The 13878-nt window shown below is 56.5% G+C and carries 16 protein-coding genes; 9 read left to right on the top strand and 7 right to left on the bottom strand.

From position 1 onward, the window contains the following. Nucleotides 1-50: 50 nt before the first annotated feature. The 7 genes from WX88_RS11885 to WX88_RS11855 all read left to right on the top strand — a co-directional run bounded on the left by WX88_RS11885 (nucleotide 51) and on the right by WX88_RS11855 (nucleotide 6941). Nucleotides 51-731 carry a hypothetical protein gene (locus WX88_RS11885; protein ID WP_046244592.1) on the top strand — a complete coding sequence of 227 codons (681 nt, stop codon included), beginning with the start codon at nucleotides 51-53 and terminating at the stop codon, nucleotides 729-731. Continuing rightward, the gene (locus tag WX88_RS11880; protein WP_046244591.1) at nucleotides 728-1021 is read left to right on the top strand and encodes a winged helix-turn-helix domain-containing protein; all 294 of its coding nucleotides are present in this window, start codon (nucleotides 728-730) and stop codon (nucleotides 1019-1021) included. The genes WX88_RS11885 and WX88_RS11880 overlap by 4 nt, the downstream gene beginning before the upstream one ends. 214 nt (nucleotides 1022-1235) lie before the next feature. Next, a complete protein-coding gene (locus WX88_RS11875; protein WP_046244590.1) occupies nucleotides 1236-2891 on the top strand; it encodes a DUF4153 domain-containing protein in 1656 nt (551 codons plus the stop codon). A 34-nt stretch (nucleotides 2892-2925) separates the two neighbouring features. Beyond that, nucleotides 2926-3147 (top strand): hypothetical protein, encoded by a 222-nt coding sequence (locus WX88_RS11870; protein WP_046244589.1) that lies wholly within the window; start codon nucleotides 2926-2928, stop codon nucleotides 3145-3147. A gap of 360 nt (nucleotides 3148-3507) precedes the next feature. Then, the gene (locus tag WX88_RS11865; RefSeq protein WP_046244588.1) at nucleotides 3508-3900 is read left to right on the top strand and encodes a hypothetical protein; all 393 of its coding nucleotides are present in this window, start codon (nucleotides 3508-3510) and stop codon (nucleotides 3898-3900) included. A gap of 54 nt (nucleotides 3901-3954) precedes the next feature. After that, on the top strand, nucleotides 3955-4413 hold the full coding sequence (locus WX88_RS11860) for a hypothetical protein (RefSeq protein WP_156176081.1): 459 nt from the start codon (nucleotides 3955-3957) through the stop codon (nucleotides 4411-4413). 128 nt (nucleotides 4414-4541) lie between these two features. Further along, entirely contained in the window at nucleotides 4542-6941 is a 2400-nt protein-coding gene (locus tag WX88_RS11855; protein WP_231590684.1) for a transglycosylase domain-containing protein, read from the top strand. A gap of 593 nt (nucleotides 6942-7534) precedes the next feature. On the opposite strand, the gene WX88_RS11850 is transcribed toward WX88_RS11855, so the two are convergent. The 3 genes from WX88_RS11850 to WX88_RS11840 form a co-directional block, all read right to left on the bottom strand. After that, nucleotides 7535-8449: a TIGR01777 family oxidoreductase gene (locus tag WX88_RS11850; RefSeq protein WP_046244586.1), complete on the bottom strand. Its 915-nt coding sequence runs from the start codon at nucleotides 8447-8449 to the stop codon at nucleotides 7535-7537. 100 nt (nucleotides 8450-8549) lie between these two features. After that, on the bottom strand, nucleotides 8550-9209 hold the full coding sequence (gene folE / locus WX88_RS11845; RefSeq protein ID WP_046244585.1) for a GTP cyclohydrolase I FolE: 660 nt from the start codon (nucleotides 9207-9209) through the stop codon (nucleotides 8550-8552). Next, nucleotides 9202-9609 carry a 6-pyruvoyl trahydropterin synthase family protein gene (locus WX88_RS11840; RefSeq protein ID WP_046244584.1) on the bottom strand — a complete coding sequence of 136 codons (408 nt, stop codon included), beginning with the start codon at nucleotides 9607-9609 and terminating at the stop codon, nucleotides 9202-9204. The genes folE and WX88_RS11840 overlap by 8 nt, the downstream gene beginning before the upstream one ends. A gap of 263 nt (nucleotides 9610-9872) precedes the next feature. Between WX88_RS11840 and WX88_RS11835 the strand changes: the two genes are divergently transcribed. Together WX88_RS11835 and WX88_RS11830 are read left to right on the top strand one after the other, a co-directional pair. Beyond that, on the top strand, nucleotides 9873-10580 hold the full coding sequence (locus WX88_RS11835) for a hypothetical protein (RefSeq protein ID WP_046244583.1): 708 nt from the start codon (nucleotides 9873-9875) through the stop codon (nucleotides 10578-10580). Between the two features lie 173 nt (nucleotides 10581-10753). Next, nucleotides 10754-11161 carry a hypothetical protein gene (locus tag WX88_RS11830; protein WP_046244582.1) on the top strand — a complete coding sequence of 136 codons (408 nt, stop codon included), beginning with the start codon at nucleotides 10754-10756 and terminating at the stop codon, nucleotides 11159-11161. 116 nt (nucleotides 11162-11277) lie between these two features. Here the strand turns inward: WX88_RS11830 and rplS are convergent, their stop codons facing one another. The 4 genes from rplS to WX88_RS11810 all read right to left on the bottom strand — a co-directional run bounded on the left by rplS (nucleotide 11278) and on the right by WX88_RS11810 (nucleotide 13791). Then, nucleotides 11278-11658: a 50S ribosomal protein L19 gene (gene rplS / locus WX88_RS11825; protein ID WP_046244581.1), complete on the bottom strand. Its 381-nt coding sequence runs from the start codon at nucleotides 11656-11658 to the stop codon at nucleotides 11278-11280. 166 nt (nucleotides 11659-11824) lie between these two features. After that, entirely contained in the window at nucleotides 11825-12499 is a 675-nt protein-coding gene (trmD, locus tag WX88_RS11820; protein WP_046244652.1) for a tRNA (guanosine(37)-N1)-methyltransferase TrmD, read from the bottom strand. Between the two features lie 75 nt (nucleotides 12500-12574). Next, nucleotides 12575-13156: a ribosome maturation factor RimM gene (rimM, locus tag WX88_RS11815; RefSeq protein WP_046244580.1), complete on the bottom strand. Its 582-nt coding sequence runs from the start codon at nucleotides 13154-13156 to the stop codon at nucleotides 12575-12577. 92 nt (nucleotides 13157-13248) lie between these two features. After that, nucleotides 13249-13791 carry a 30S ribosomal protein S16 gene (locus WX88_RS11810; RefSeq protein WP_046244579.1) on the bottom strand — a complete coding sequence of 181 codons (543 nt, stop codon included), beginning with the start codon at nucleotides 13789-13791 and terminating at the stop codon, nucleotides 13249-13251. Nucleotides 13792-13878 lie beyond the last annotated feature (87 nt).

Here is a 13878-nt window from a genome sequence, read left to right as displayed (position 1 = left end):
GCGTACCGAATTTCTTTCATAACTTTGCAATACAAAGCACTTCGAGACTTATGAAGCCCGCCGCCAACTCCGACCCACTCGCCCAACTTACCGAAATCCGCGCCATCATGGAGCGCAGCTCGCGCTTCTTATCGCTCTCGGGCTTGAGCGGGGTAGGGGCGGGAGTAGTGGCGCTGGCGGGCGCGGCGGCCGGTCACCTCTATTTGCAGAGCGAATACCCCGAGGGCTACCTACGACTCATGCAAACCTCGGTGGAGGAGCGGCGGGTGGCCTTGCCATTTTTGTTGCTGCTGGCGGGCGGCATGATAGGTATGGCGCTGCTGGTCGCGTTCTACTTCACCCAGCGCCGCACCCGAAACGACGGGCAAACACTGTGGAGCGGCCCTGCCCGGCGGGTAGCCGTGGCGCTAACAATACCGTTGGTGACGGGTGGCCTGTTTTGCCTGCGCCTCTACCTGGGCGGCGATGCGGCTATGGTGGTGCCCGGCCTGTTGGTGTTTTATGGCCTCGCGCTGCTCAATGCCAGTAAGTTCACGCTAGACGAAATCCGGTGGCTGGGGCTCACTCAGATTACCTTGGGCTTGGTATGCATGCTACTGCCTGGCTGGGGATTGATTTTCTTCGCGCTGGGCTTTGGCTTGGGTCACATTGGCTACGGGCTGGTGATGTATAATCGCTACGAGCGGCCGGGCCCGGCCGCCGCGCCCGTCAAAACCGTAGTGTCCCGGTGAAGCACCTTATCCATACCCTCAACAAGGCTTTCGACCACCGCGTACGGCTGGGCGTGATGGCCGTGCTGATGGCCAACGAATCCGTGAGTTTCAACGACCTGAAAGAGGCGCTTGACCTTACCGACGGCAACCTCGCCAGCCACGTCGCCGCCCTCGAAAAGGCTGAATACGTGTTGGTAAGCAAGCAATTCATCGGCAAGAAACCCAACACAACCTATTCGGCCACCGCCGCCGGCAAAACCGCGTTTCAGCAACACTTGGCTACGCTGGAGAAGCTACTGCGAGGCTAGAAGTCAGACCAGAAGATGAGAGCAATAGAGCAGAATCTCATGCAGACACCGCGCAATATCTTGCGTGGAGCAAAAGCTCCCGCGTTAGCTCTGCTGACCAGCGGTTCCACGATGTGGACATCATGCTACCCTCTGCATGATGTTCACATAGACCCTAAAATCTTTTTTTTGACATGTTACTTTGAAATACAAAGTTCTTTAGCAATCAATCATTATGATTCCAATAGCTGAATCTGCTGGCCAATGGCCGCTTGCCCACGACAGCTCCGCCAAACCCGCCATTACACCACTCACCGCTGCTCAAAAACTGTTCCTGCCGCTGGGCGTAGTGCTATTCGACTGGCTGTTCTGGCAGAAAAACAGTGGTGTTAACCTGCTCGTATTTACGATTTTTGTTGTGACGGTGCAGTTGGTGCAGCTGCTGCGCCATGCGGCAGTGCGGCGCTCGGGCTACTTCTGGCTGATGGTCGGTGGCAGTCTGTTCAGTGGTCTCATGATGGCGGTGTACGGTTCCGGGGCCGCCGCCCTGGCGTGCATGGTGTCGGTGCTAATGCTGCTCGGCTACGTGAACCAGCCGCACCTGAAACTCGTGCTCTATGCCTTGCTAACCGCCGCAAATAATCTGGCGCAGGCTTGGCTGCGGGTGTTGCGCGGCCTGCGAGCACCGCACAATACTAGTGCGGGAGTGCGCTGGAGCTGGTTCTACGGCCGTTTGTTTCTGGTGCCATTGGGAATTCTGGGGACGTTCCATTGGCTGTTTGCGTTGGCAAATCCGCGTTATGAAAGCTTAAGTAGCCGGGTGCTGGCGTTGCTGGGTGACTGGCTGGCGCGGCTGCTACCGGACATATCATTCGCCCACTTTCTGTTTTTCTCGCTGGGCTTTCTGGTGACGGCCGGAGTGGTGGTGACGGTGCCAGTGTATTATTTCGCCGACCATGAGTCGCGCTTTGGTGAATTTATTCGACGGCAGCGCGACCAAGTGGCGTCTTTTAGCGTGCGCCGGCCCGATTTTCGCTGGAAAACCAGCCGGGCGCTCGATTTACGTAAGGAATTCATTGTCGCCGTGGCCGTCTTTAGCCTGGTGAATTTGCTGCTGCTGGTCCTGAATGCCATTGATATTCACTGGCTGTGGTTTGGCTTCGTGCCCGCGCCGGGGTTCGACTTGACGCAGTTCGTGCACGAGGGAACGTATGTACTCATCTTCAGCATCCTGCTGGCCATGGGCATCGTGCTCTGGTTTTTCCGCCGCAACCTGAATTTCTACTCGTCCGGCTTGCCGTGGCTGCGTTGGGGCGCCACGGTGTGGGTGGCGCAGAATGCCGTGCTGGCTACCTCCGTAGGGCTGCGCAACTATTATTATATTCTGCACAGTGGCTTGGCTTACAAGCGTATTGGTGTGTGCTTCTTTTTACTGCTCACGTTTTTTGGCTTGGTCACGGTGCTGCTGAAAATCTGGCAGCGCCGCTCGGCTTACAGCCTTATCCGTCTCAATTCGCTGGCTACCTATGTGGTGATGCTCCTGCTGGCGGCGGGCAATTGGGAAGTCTGGATTGCCGAATACAACCTCCAGCCCCGGTTTCGGAACATTGATATTGGCTTCCTCCTGCAGATGCCCGGCCGGACGTTGCCTACGCTGTTGGCTCGCCGCGCCGTGCTCGACCAAGCTCCCCACCTTACTGCCGAGGACGAATCTGGCACCACCGTGCCCATCTCAGCCGCCGATGCTCAGGTGCAGCTCAATATTGCCGCCGCCACCTGGACGGCCTACTACGCCGCCCACACCGACTGGCAGAGCCGCACCTGGGCCGACTGGCGGGCTTACGGGCGACTATCCGCGAATGCCGAGCCTCGCAGGCGAAGTAAATTCTAAACAGCTGTTTGTCAAAACTTCAAAAAATCATCCCATGGCCTCCGTCTCTCAATTTGTCCTCACGTTGCTGGGTGTCCTCTTTTGCGTGGGCGATGTAGCCGCGCTCGGTTTCCTGCTCACTTGGCAGGAACGAGCACCCTCGCCGGACCTGCGCCGCCTGCGGCTGCTACGCGGGGTGCTGCCCGGCACGGTGTTGCTTCTGAGCCTGCTACTCCTGGCTTTCACGCAACTCATGTTGCTCTGGTCTTCGCATTGATGGGAAAGCTTAGATTCAGGAAGCCGAGTGCGGTGGCAGTGTAAAAACGGAGCAATGCTGTGAATTGTCCGCAGGTTTCGTGGTGGTACACTACCACCGGCAGAGAAAGGTACGCTTCCTCAATTATTAGTGTATGGGTGACCTTTGGTAGGAAATAGACTGGAAAAAAGAGGGCCAAGTTGAGAATATGAACAGTAGCAGGCTTTAACAATCGCATTGCCAATGGATCAATAGCAGGGTAAAAGTTGGAGCATAAGCTTGGAATAATGACTTATCCAAGTTTATTGTTTAGCTTGGCGACCCATTAGGGCTTCCCCGACCAAGAAAGGCCCGTGACGGTTTCACACTTGCCTTCGCTACATGGCCCGTACGCTGCTTTTGGTTGTACTCTTTATCGCCCTGCTCCTCGAACTGGCTCTGACGGGTGGCTTCTTTTTTGCTCCGGCTCTGACGCTGGCTCAGTTTGGGGTAAAATACGGACCTGATACTATTTTTCTGACTTACGTATTGGGGTGGCTGTTGCTCCTGGTATTGTTGATGGCAATGGTGGCCTTTGGGCAGGTGTGGCAGCGTCGGCGCGGCTACGCTACGTGGTGCTACTTGCTGGGAGTTTGGTGGATAGGCATCGGAATTGGCATTTATTACGTATTCGGCAAGCCCGACAATTTGCTGCTTGATTCCGTAAAAGGCTTGCTCATTGTGATACTTACTTGGCGTTGCCAGGCTTCTCGGATAATGATGCGCCGTTACTAGCGGTTGTTCAGTATCTTAGGGGGCCGTTGGCTGCTCCGCATCTGCCCCTGCTCTATGCCGATAACACATCTACACCCACTACCCGTCGTTCCGAAACTTTCCCGCCTGGGCCGGGCCCTGGCCACCGCCCAGGTATTAAAGGAAACGTTGAGCATCGTTTTTCTGGGCCTGCCTTTGGTGCAGGAGGCGCCGTTGGTGTTGCTGTCGGCGCTGCCGGGCGTAATTCTGTATTTGCTGCACTGGCAGCTGGCCCTGGGGCGGGTTGGGCGCCTATTTGCCGCCGCCGTGTGGGGCTTCACCCTAGTCGATGAGCTGTGGGGCTTGTTGCTGTTTCAGGAACTGGATTCGCCCACACGGGGGCAAATCAGGATGTTATATTGGAGCTATTTCCTGGGCTTGGGTATTATCCTGCTGGCCTTGGGCGAACTGGGCTGGCACTGGCAGCGCCGCCGGGCCAAAGCTCTCCGCAACGTGCACCACCACGCTCTGCTCGCGGTCCGGCAACGCTCCTAGCAGCTGGTCGCAGCCGGACCCGAATTTTGCACTTACACCATTAGCGCTGACCTTTTGGGGCGGGGGGCTGGTATATTTGCCCTTCCGCGCGGCGGTTTCCGGACCCCGCATTCCACTTGCTGCCCCGCATGGCCGACCCAAAACCGCCCATTTCTGCTCCTTCTGGCTCTAAACCGAAAGTGCCGCGCCGGCGCTGGCCCCTGCGGCTGGCTAGTTGGGCCTGGGTACTGTTTGGCCTCGTCATTATTCTGTTTTTGGTGTATCCTTTTCTGGTGAGCACCAACTTTATGTTCCTATTCGGGAAGTCACCGAGCTTGTCGGATTTGGAGAACCCCAAGGTTGAACAAGCCTCGGAACTGTATACTTCCGATGGAGTCTTGATTGGTAAATACTTCCGCGAAAACCGCTCGCCGGTGCTGCTCAGTCAGATGTCTCCTTTGCTTATTAAGGCGCTGATTGCCACCGAAGATGTGCGCTTCTACGAGCATTCGGGTATCGACCTCGCGGCCGTGCTTGGGGGCTTCTACTCGTCGCTACGCGGGGAGAAGCGAGGGGGGTCCACCATCACCCAGCAGCTCGCCAAAAACCTCTACAAAATCCGTCGGCAGCAGAGCCGTGGAGCGTTGGGCTACATCCCGGTGGTGAGCACCATCGTGGCCAAAACCAAGGAGTGGCTCACGGCCGTGGACCTGGAAGAGCGCTACACCAAGGAGGAAATTCTGCGGATGTACCTTAACACCGTAGAGTATGGTTCCAGCGCCTTTGGCATCAAGGTAGCTGCCAAAACCTTTTTCAATACTTCCCCCGACAGTCTTAAGCCCGAGCAGGCGGCCATGCTGGTGGGCGTGCTCAACAACCCCACGGCCTACAACCCGCGTTTTCACCCGGTGGCCGCGTTGCGCCGCCGCAATGTGGTGCTCGACCGCATGGGCCAGGCCGGCGTGCTGCCCGCCGCCGAAATTCAGGCTCTCAAAGCCACGCCCATCGTGCTCGATTACCACGTCGAGCGTCACATTGACGGGCCCGATACCTACTTCCGCAGCGCCATCAGCCAGTTTGTGGATGCCTGGTGCGACAGCACCGGCCACGACATGTATCGCGACGGCCTCAAAATCTACCTCACCATCGATTCCCGCGTGCAGGCTCATGCCGAAAAGGCCCTGCACGAGCGGATGAAAACCTTGCAGCGCACCTTCGACAACTTCTGGCGCAACAAGGACAAGAACCCCTGGGTCGACGACAAAGGCAATGAAATCCCCGACTTCATCGAAACCCAGATGAAGCGCACCGAGAGCTACAAAAGCCTGGCTGCTCGCTACAAAAACCATCCCCAGCGCCTTGATTCGGCCCTGCACGCCAAGCGGCCGATGAAGGTTTTTACCTGGAAGCACGACGACAACGACACCACACTCGTCATGTCGCCGCTCGATTCGCTGGCCTACTACAAGCATTTCCTGCAAGCCGGCATGATGACCATGGACCCCTTCACCGGCCACATCAAGGCCTGGGTGGGCGGGCTGGACTACCGCTTTTTTCAGTACGACCACGTAAAACAGGGCAAGCGCCAGGCCGGCTCCACGTTCAAGCCCTTCGTCTATCTCACCGCCCTCGACAATGGCTATTCGCCCTGCGACCGCATCCGCGACCAGCGCGTGACCATTAAGTACGTCGAAAACGGCCAGCCCATGGAGTGGCAGCCCGACAACGTGACCCGCGAATACACCGGCATCAACATGACGCTGCGCCACGCCATGGCCCGCTCCGTAAACTCTGTCACGGCCCAGCTGACGGAGAAAGTGGGCTGGGAAAATGTGGCCAAGTACGCCCATAAAGTCGGCATCACCAGCTCCTTGCTGCCGGTGCCCAGCATCGGCCTCGGGTCGGCGGGCGACGTGAGCGTGTACGAAATGGTGGATGCCTACAGCACCTTCATGAATACCGGCTTCCGCTCCGAGCCCCGCCTCGTGACGCGAATTGAGGACCGCAACGGTAACGTCATCAAGCAGTTTGACCCCGTGCAGAAGCGCGCCATCCCGGCCGAAACTGCCTGGCTGATGACCTACATGCTGCGCGGCGGCATGGAAGAGCCCGGCGGCACCTCCCAGGCCCTCTGGGACTTCCCCGACCTCTGGCGCAAAGACAACCAAATCGGCGGCAAAACCGGCACCACCTCCAACTACTCCGACGGCTGGTACATGGGCATGACCAAAGACCTCATGACCGGCGTGTGGGTGGGTGGCGAAGACCGCAGCATTCACTTCACCGGCTCGCAGCAAGGAGAGGGTGGCCGCACGGCCCTGCCCATCTTCGGCAAATTCATGGAGAAAATCTACAAAGACAAGGAGTTGGGCTACACCTACGGCCCCTTTCCCAAGCCGTCGATGAAGATTATCAAGAAGTATAATTGCGTTTCTCCCAGCGAGCCCCGCCGCCGCGCCGAAGCCGTGGATACCATTGCCGCCGACAATCTGTTGGAGCAGATGAACAGCGGGGTAGGGGTGCCAGATAGCTTAGGCGTGCGGCGGTAAAGCCCCGTAAAGCTTTTTCGCAATACACGGCCGGGGGTAGGTGATAAGCCCTTTAGAAAGAGATACCAACCTGCCGGACCGACAATGTTCGCGCTACGGCTCGCTCTACATTGATGCAGAAACTGCGCTAGGTTTCGCTCTTCCAAAGCCGCACCCTGAAAGCCTTCTAGAATCATCGGATAAGTGCCGGACCCATCGGAACAGTTTTCGGATGCATCGGAAGGTTTGCCGGGCTATCGGAACCATTTCCGGATGCATCGGACGAGTTTCCGGAGCCATCGGATGCGTAACCGGGCTCATCGGAAGGCCTGCGGAGCCACCGGATGCACCACCGGGACCATCGGATGAGTTTCCGGATACATCGGACGGGTTTCCGGAACCATCGGAAGCATTGCCGGAGCCGTTTATAGAATAATTCGCCCATATCCGGGCGCTTTCTTCTGATAGAATGCGCCCCCGCACCGGTTGTTACGACAGCAATACTCCTTTAGCGAAAAGCTCATTCAGCACCAGGGAGGGCTGTTCCTGACGTATCACGCCAGCGCCTGCCAAAGGTTAACCTCCATAAGCTGCGCTGCTTAGCCCATTCCAATTCATCCCTTCCCATAGAGCGCCTCCAGCGCCCCACGCAGCTCCGGGTATTCAAACTGGAAGCCCTGCGCCAGCACCTTGCGGGCACTCACATTCTGCGAGGCCAAAATGATGTCGCTCATCTCACCCAACGCCAGTTTCAGACCAAATGCCGGTACTTTGGGCAGCAGCAGGCGGCGGTGCAGTACCTGGGCAAGTGTTTTCGTAAACTGCTGGTTCGTAACCGGGTTCGGGGCCACCGCGTTGTAGATACCGCGCCAGGCCGGGTCCTCCAGCATGGCGATAATAAGCCGGCACAGGTCGTCGAGATGAATCCAGGACATGTACTGCTTGCCGCTGCCCAGCGCGGCCCCCGCGCCCAGCTTCACCGGCCGGGCAATCTGGGGCAGGGCACCTCCCTCAGTGCTCAGCACGATGCCAATACGCGGCACCACCGTGCGGATGCCCAGCGCCGCCACGGGCTCGGCCGCCAGCTCCCACTGGTGGGCCACATCGGCCAGAAAGTCGTGCGTGGGCAGGCCGGGCGGCGTTTCTTCCGTGAGTACCGTATCGGCCGTATCGCCGTATACGCCGATGGCCGATGCCGAAACAAAGGCCTGCACGTGGTGGCCGTCCTTGGCCAGCTCGCGGCTCAACAAGGCCAGCCCCCCGAGGCGGCTGGTCATAATGTCGCGCTTACGCTCATCCGTCCACTTGCCATCCGATACGCTGGCCCCAGCCAGATTCACGATATAGTCGGCGTAGGGCACAGCCGCTTCATCAATAGTATTGGCGCGCGGGTCCCAGCGAAAGCTGCGGAAATGACTGCTTTTCGTGGGCTCCCGGCTCAGTAGCGCCACCTCGTAGCCGCTGTCAATCAGCATTTCGGCCAGGCGAGTACCAATAAGGCCAGTGCCGCCGGTAATGAGAACTTTCATAGGTTGAGCAGTTAGCTAAAAACGACTAGCCTTTGAACTTGACAAGAATACGTGGCTATTATCCGGCAAGAAAGCTAACGAACGGCTAACCGCGAGTCTTCTACTTGCCAATCTGCCGCAAAAATTCCGTCCGCAATGCCTCATCGGTAGCAAAGCGGCCCCCGTACTCACTAGTGAGCGTCGAACTGCTTGTGTCGTTCACGCCGCGGCTCATCACGCACAAGTGGTCGGCTTCGATGAGCACGGCCACGTCATCGGTGCCTAGGCTTTGCTTTAGCTCTTCTGAAATCTGGCGGGTGAGGCGCTCCTGCACCTGCGGGCGGCGGGCGTAGTATTGCACCACCCGGTTTAGCTTGCTCAGCCCCACCACGTGGCTACCCGGCAGGTAAGCGACGTGGGCCTTGCCAATAATAGGCACGAAGTGGTGCTCACAGCACGAAAACAGCGTAATGTCTCGCTCTACTAGCAACTGGTGATAGTCGTAGCGGTTATCAAACATGCGCACCTCCGGCCGATTCTTCGGGTCGAGGCCCTTGAACCACTCTTGCACGTACATTTTGGCCACGCGCCGGGGTGTACCAGCTAGGCTGTCATCGGTCAGGTCGAGGCCAAGCTCGCGCATAATAGCCTCGAAGTGACCACTAATAGCCGTGATTTTTGCTTCGTCGTCCTGCGCGAAGGCATCGTCGCGAAGCGGGGTGCGCAGGCTCGGGGTGAGGTACGCGTCGGGTGCCGGGCTGTGCCCGGAAGCATTATCCATGGTATTCTACAAAGTTGCGGTCCGTCTCATACAGCGTGACCGAAAGGGCAAGGCCTTTGTCTAGGTGCGGGCGTAGGCGTTGCCAAATAACCACGGCGATATTTTCCGCCGTGGGATTCAGGGTACGAAATTCTTCTGTATCCAGATTCAGATTGCGGTGATCGTAGCGGTCGAGCACTTCCTGCTTAATTAGGTCGCTTAAGCGCTTGAGGTCGTATACGTAGCCGGTTTCAGGGTCGATATCGCCGGTCAGGCGTACGGTCAATTTATAATTGTGACCGTGGTAATTGGGGTTATTGCACTTGCCAAATACGCGTTGGTTCCGCTCGTCATCCCAGGCAGGATTGTACAGGCGGTGCGCGGCGTTGAAGTGCTCGGTGCGGCAGACAGTAACTAGCATAGGCGCCTACAACCCCCGTCCGGCGAGCTTTGTTACATCTGCTTCAAAAGAAGATGTCACTAAAACCAATAGCTCCTTTTTTTTATTGTTTATCAAAGTTTAATTATAGTTATAAGAATAAAAACTGCATTATCATCAAAAAAAAGGCAGTCAGAAGAAGTTGCATCGAATAAAGACCTTAAATTTGGAAAGCCAGACAACGGTACCAACACCGAAAGTCTTTTTCCTCGACCTTTTTGCAGCTCTCATAAGTTATTGTTACCATGAAAAGAAGCCTACTCATTCTGCTCATTCTATGCTTGGCATCGTTCGGCGTCTATGCTCAGAAATCCCCTGTGGATGAAGCGGATATGTCTATCAACAACATTCCTCGCAAGGGCCAGCGCGTGAGCATGCAGCTTGACAACCGCCGTGTAGAGGCCGCTTGGATTAAGCAACTCAGCGAGAAGTTTGGCAGTAAGTTCAAAAATACCAAGGGCGTATTGACGATGGATGGTGTTATTATTGAGGAAATTGCACCCAATCCCATTCGCGTAATCAGCAAAGTCGACGCTACCCCCACCGGCACCACCGTATGGTGGAGCATTGACCTTGGCAACGCTTACTTGGCTAAAGATGCCACTCCCGTGCAGTGGAAGTCGGCTGAGAAGTATCTCAAAGACTTTGCCCGCATGATGTACCGCGAAGACTTGGTGTCGCAAATTGCTGAGGCTGAGCGCGCCCTGGTAGCCTCACAGAACAACCACGTAGCCGTGATTGAAAAATCGAACACTATTAAGAAGGACATTGAGAAGAACAAAGCGCGCAAAATTGAAATCCAGCAGATGTTGGCTGCCAATGCCGCCGAACTTCAGCAGTTCAACAATCTCATCGACCTCAACTTGAAAGAGCAGGAAGCCGCCCGCGGCGATATTGTTAATATGCGTGTCGCCCTCGAAGCCGTGAAGGAGCGGATGAACAAGATTGAATAGTTTTTGAAGCTCACAGGATTAATAACTGCCTGTAATGAGCTACTAAAAAAGCCTCGCTGGTATCGGCGAGGCTTTTTTGATTGGGCGCAATCCCCAACCTCGCAAGGCGGAACTACGTTGGCAACAACAGCCGCCACCAGAACCACGGCGGCAACTCATCAGACCCTCTCCCCATGGAAAAGAAAGAAGTTCAACACCAAGTGCACCTTGACGGCGCCATCCATCTGCTCAGCGGCGACCTAATCGAAGAAGCTAACCGCGCGGGCCTCGATAACCAGTTTCAGCGTTGGATTGGAGACTTTAAAGATGCCAACAATCCCGCCTTTCATCAGTTGATTGTTGATATGCAGGCGCTGAAAGCGCACTTCGGTAGTGGTACGCTCGATGTAAATATTATTGCTCCGCTACTGGCCCGCCTGGGTACTAATACAGCCCAGGCTGCGAATTTCGCCGAAAATGTGAACACGGCCACGCGCATCACCAAGCTAAGTGAGGTACTCACCGCAGTGGCCCAACAGCTACAGGGGGGCTCAGTGGAGGTTGATGGCAGCCTACCCCAAGACTATTCGTCGCACAGCTAACCCAGTAGACGCACAACTATTGCTGATCAGCCGACTTGCGCTAAACTCAAAAAAGTCGGCCCCACGCGTGGGGCCGACTTTTGGTTACAGGGGCAACCGAATGGTTGCAGTAGAACTTAGGCGGTAGCCTTGGCAGCTACGTTCAAGCGGCGCTCTTTGATACGAGCTTGCTTGCCCGAAAGGCCACGCAGGTAGAACAGACGAGCACGCCGTACTTTGCCGCGACGTATCACTTCAATTTTGTCGATGTTTGGCGAGAGTAGGGGGAAAATACGCTCAGTACCAATTTGGTTAGAAATCTTGCGAACAGTAAAGGTTTCGCCATTAGAGCTTGGGTTGCGGCGCTGCAGCACCACGCCCTGGAACTGCTGAATGCGCTCCTTGTTGCCCTCGCGGATTTTCACGTGCACGTTAATAGTGTCGCCAGCGGCGAACTGGGGGAAGCTGGCGCGGCGCTCCTGCGATTCGGCCTGGATAAAGTCAAGTAGTACGCTCATGGCTGGGGAAATGCGAAAGACGGCGCCGCCGTCGGGATTGTTATTTTACGAAACGGAGCGCAAAGATAGCGCTTTCGGTTGAGGATAGCAAGTGGTTTGTAGAGCAAGCGTTAGCTTGCCCACTGAGTTGCTGCTAATTCGGCAGCACAATCAACGAAAGCCGACTTCATGATAACAAATCGGGCCGGCGTGCCTGGGTGCGAGCTAGCGCCTGCTCGTGCCGCCACTCTTCAATTTTGGGGGTGTTGCCCGACAGCAGGATTTCCGGCACGGCCTGCCCGCGCCATTCCGCGGGCCGCGTGTACACGGGCGGCGCTAGCAAGTCATCCTGAAAAGAGTCCGACAATGCCGATTCTTCATTACCTAGCACGCCCGGCAGCAGCCGCACCACGGCATCGACCAGAATGGCCGCGCCAAGCTCCCCACCGCTCAGCACGTAGTCGCCCACGCTGATTTCGTGAGTGATGTAGGTTTGGCGAATCCGCTCATCGATGCCTTTGTAGTGGCCACAGAGCATGATGATATTCCGAAACAGAGATAGCCGGTTGGCTAAGGGCTGGCGCAGGGTTTCACCATCGGGGGTGAGGTAAATAATGGCGTCGTAGGGCCGCTGGGCTTGCAATTCATCGATCCAGGCCGCAATTGGCTCGACGCGGAGCACCATGCCAGCCCCGCCGCCAAACACGTAGTCGTCAATCTGCCCATGCTTATTAATAGCGTGTTGGCGCAGGTCGTGCACCTGAATTTCAGCCAGTCGTTTGTCTTGCGCCCGCTTCACAATGGAATGGGAAAAGGGGCTGACCAGCAGTTCGGGCAGGCAGGTAAGGATGTCGATACGCATGCTTTTATGGTAGCGTGGACTCTGCGAGTCCGCTTCAGAGGTAGCTACGCGCGGACTCGCAAAGTCCACGCTACTTTATGCTTCGTCAAATTCGTCGGGCTCGTCGCGGTCACGGGACGACGGCTTGAGGTACACATCCAGCAAACCGTCGGGTAGGTTTACGTAAATCTGCTGGGTCTCCTTATTAGCGTGACTCACCAGCTCATCTACTACCGGAATCAGGACTTCCTGGCCCTGGTAGCGCATAGCTAACATGTCCTGTTGGGGCAGTTCGTAGAAGTTCTCCACGGTACCCAACTCGCCCAGATTTTCATCTACCACTGTGAAACCAATGACATCGTGGAAATAGAACTGGTCGTCTTCTAGCTCTGGCAGTTGGGCTAGAGGCAGGTGGAGTTGGGCTCCGCGCAGGGGCTCGGCTTCTTCAATTCGCTCGATGCCGCGCAGCTTGAGTAGCACGCGGGCGCCGGCCTGGGGCTGCACCTTTTCCACTTGGTGTTCGACAAGCTTGGTCGGCGCGCCAGTCAAAGTGAGGAATACGGTTTTGAGCTTGGCGTAGGCGCTGACATCATCCACGTCGAAATGGGCTACCACGTGGCCACGCAACCCGTGGGTTTTGATGATATAGCCGAGTTGATAAGTTTCGTCGAGAAGCATGAGTGTGGGATTAACGAAAAAGAGTTTGGAGGTTGCCAGCCGGTCCGGCTCACAACTCCCAAACTCTTTCTTTCAGTTCAGAAACCTAAAAACTACTCAGCAGCTTCAGTTGCGGCTTCGGCCGGAGCTTCAGTAGCCTCATCAGCAGCCGGAGCGGGGGCGTTAGCCGCTAGCAGTGCAGCTGCTTTCTGACGCTGAGCTTCTGAACGAGCTTCTTTCACCTTGGTTTCGGCGGCGAAAGCAGCCTTGCGGGCTTCTTCCTTCGCATCAACCAAGCCAGTGCGCTTGCCTTCAATTTTAGCGTCTTTTTCGGTTTTCCAAGCATTGAAACGCTCGTCAGCTACCTCCTGAGTGATAGCGCCTTTGTCGACTCCCAGCTGGAGGTGACGACGGTAGAGTACCCCGCGATAGCTGAGCATGGCCCGAACGGTGTCGGTAGGCTGAGCACCAGTCATCATCCAATAGAACGCCCGGTCGGCGTCGTAGTTGATGGTGGCGGGGTTGGTGTTGGGGTTGTAGGTGCCGAGTTTCTCGATGAAACGGCCGTCGCGCGGAGCGCGGGCGTCAGCTACTACAATGTCGTAAGTCGCGGCCTTTTTGCGGCCACGGCGGGCGAGGCGGATTTTAACTGCCATAAACCGATGGGGTTTGGTGCGACGGAACTCGTCCGTCTGGTGAAGTATCCAAAAATTTGGAGTGCAAAGGTAGCGTTTGTTCAGAGT

The sequence above is a fragment of the Hymenobacter terrenus genome, assembly GCF_000972495.1.
GTDB classification, from domain to species: domain Bacteria; phylum Bacteroidota; class Bacteroidia; order Cytophagales; family Hymenobacteraceae; genus Hymenobacter; species Hymenobacter terrenus.
This window is presented reverse-complemented; position numbering and strand designations above follow the sequence as displayed.

Bases quoted from the DNA above. Each gene is read 5' to 3' on its own strand.
- WX88_RS11885 (WP_046244592.1), top strand. From the start codon at position 51: ATGAAGCCCGCCGCCAACTCCGACCCACTCGCCCAACTTACCGAAATC.
- WX88_RS11875 (WP_046244590.1), top strand. From the start codon at position 1,236: ATGATTCCAATAGCTGAATCTGCTGGCCAATGGCCGCTTGCCCACGAC.
- WX88_RS11870 (WP_046244589.1), top strand. From the start codon at position 2,926: ATGGCCTCCGTCTCTCAATTTGTCCTCACGTTGCTGGGTGTCCTCTTT.
- WX88_RS11865 (WP_046244588.1), top strand. From the start codon at position 3,508: ATGGCCCGTACGCTGCTTTTGGTTGTACTCTTTATCGCCCTGCTCCTC.
- WX88_RS11860 (WP_156176081.1), top strand. From the start codon at position 3,955: ATGCCGATAACACATCTACACCCACTACCCGTCGTTCCGAAACTTTCC.
- WX88_RS11855 (WP_231590684.1), top strand. From the start codon at position 4,542: ATGGCCGACCCAAAACCGCCCATTTCTGCTCCTTCTGGCTCTAAACCG.
- WX88_RS11850 (WP_046244586.1), bottom strand. From the start codon at position 8,449: ATGAAAGTTCTCATTACCGGCGGCACTGGCCTTATTGGTACTCGCCTG.
- folE (WP_046244585.1), bottom strand. From the start codon at position 9,209: ATGGATAATGCTTCCGGGCACAGCCCGGCACCCGACGCGTACCTCACC.
- WX88_RS11840 (WP_046244584.1), bottom strand. From the start codon at position 9,609: ATGCTAGTTACTGTCTGCCGCACCGAGCACTTCAACGCCGCGCACCGC.
- WX88_RS11835 (WP_046244583.1), top strand. From the start codon at position 9,873: ATGAAAAGAAGCCTACTCATTCTGCTCATTCTATGCTTGGCATCGTTC.
- WX88_RS11830 (WP_046244582.1), top strand. From the start codon at position 10,754: ATGGAAAAGAAAGAAGTTCAACACCAAGTGCACCTTGACGGCGCCATC.
- rplS (WP_046244581.1), bottom strand. From the start codon at position 11,658: ATGAGCGTACTACTTGACTTTATCCAGGCCGAATCGCAGGAGCGCCGC.
- trmD (WP_046244652.1), bottom strand. From the start codon at position 12,499: ATGCGTATCGACATCCTTACCTGCCTGCCCGAACTGCTGGTCAGCCCC.
- rimM (WP_046244580.1), bottom strand. From the start codon at position 13,156: ATGCTTCTCGACGAAACTTATCAACTCGGCTATATCATCAAAACCCAC.
- WX88_RS11810 (WP_046244579.1), bottom strand. From the start codon at position 13,791: ATGGCAGTTAAAATCCGCCTCGCCCGCCGTGGCCGCAAAAAGGCCGCG.